This window comes from Rhodopirellula maiorica SM1, from assembly GCF_000346295.1.
Lineage (GTDB): Bacteria > Planctomycetota > Planctomycetia > Pirellulales > Pirellulaceae > Novipirellula > Novipirellula maiorica.
The window spans coordinates 1-1,490 of sequence record NZ_ANOG01000024.1 but is presented as its reverse complement, the minus strand read 5'-3'; the positions used below and the strand labels follow the sequence as shown (position 1 = coordinate 1,490).

The window sequence follows — 1,490 nt, the reverse complement described above, 5'->3', positions numbered from 1 at the left end:
TTGGACCCAAGCACTGAAAAACCGGCGGCGGTAGCCAAACCGGCAGCGTCCCCTGAACCAGCAGCGTCCCCGAAACCCAGCAACGCGGCGAAACCAGCGACGGCGAAAGCGGCGACTCGTACCACGATCCCCGCCGAGAAGCCGGCCGCTGCCGCACCGGTCGTGAAGACACCACCGGCTCGCGAAGCAAAAGTCCAATCCGCAACAGAACCGACGTCGCATGAAGCGTCGATCATCGAGTTGCAACGTCTGTTGTCGAGCAAGACCGCAGCGGCACGAACGACCCAGCAACAAAAAACGCAAAGCGAATCCGTAGCGATCCCGCCGCAGCCTCAGACAGCCGCCGTGTTGCCGCCACCTAAGAAGACCATCGAAACGGCATCCGTTGCTCCCGAAATGGCAGCCCCCGTACCGACGACGTCTGCATCTGCGACTCCCGCGGTGGACACGACACCCGCGGCCGAACCGGTTGAGGTCGTGGAAACCTCGCCTCAATCCACTCCCGAAGCGGCTCCCGCCGTTGCGGCAAAATTAAAGGCCGCCTGGGAAGTGGACCAGTTTGACGTCCCCAGCAACGTCGCCAAGCTATTTTTCGACGGCGACGTGTTCCAATTGGTAGCCGAGCAAATGCTGAGTGCCGTGCAAACCGGTCTCGACTGCGTATTGGTCACTAGCGTCCACCGCGAAGAAGGCCGCAGCACAGTTGCCACCGGCGTTGCCATGGCCGCTGCCGCAACCGGCATTCGCGTCGCATTGGTGGATGCCGATCTTGTCACCCCGACGCTCGTCGACGAACTGAGCTTGGACGTGGAATATGGATGGCTTGATGCTCTCCGCGGCAGCATGTCGCTCGGTGAGATCGCCGTGCATGCAGTCGAAGATCACGTCACGTTGTTTCCGTTGTTCCCGAGCGAGCCTCATGCCCAGGCGACGACAAGCGAGATTGCGACGCTGATCCAAACGCTGAAGGAAAACTATGACCTTGTCGTCATCGATGGTCCGCTTGGCGACACGCCCGTAGCCCGCTCGATCGCGAGTCTTGTCGAAAGTGCCATGATCGTTCGCGACATCGAAAACACGACCAACGAAGAGATCAACGCGTTATCCGACCAACTGCGTCAATCTGGCATTCAAGGCATCGGTGTCGTCGATAACTTTGCCTGATCCACTACAGCAAATCCCGCCAAGGCTGTGAAGCATTCTTGGATGTGGAATTCGTGCGTGAAGATCTTGGTATTCGAACTTGCCCAAAAGGTTAGTTCGCCCCCAACTCCTCACGCAACGCACCGACCAATCGCTCGACTTGGTCAAGATCGTTATAGGCTTGAAGCGCTATGCGAAGCAGATAAGTTCCCGGCTGGATCCCGGAAAAGACCGGGCATTCGATTTGGTATCTTTGTCGCAGACGCAATTGCAAGGTGTCGTGGCCATCGCCCGCGCTGGAATGGTTACGTGTCGGCAATGGTACCGTGACAAGGCTGCCGATCATC

Annotated in this window: 2 protein-coding genes; one reads left to right on the top strand and one right to left on the bottom strand. The window is 58.7% G+C overall.

Translation table 11 applies throughout. The annotated features are described in order from the left end of the window. Positions 1-1,164: division plane positioning ATPase MipZ (locus tag RMSM_RS00820; RefSeq protein WP_315850124.1), on the top strand; the 1,164-nt coding region annotated here is incomplete at its 5' end. A 91-nt stretch (positions 1,165-1,255) separates the two neighbouring features. On the opposite strand, the gene RMSM_RS40515 is transcribed toward RMSM_RS00820, so the two are convergent. Then, positions 1,256-1,490: hypothetical protein (locus RMSM_RS40515; RefSeq protein WP_008690132.1), on the bottom strand; the 235-nt coding region annotated here is incomplete at its 5' end.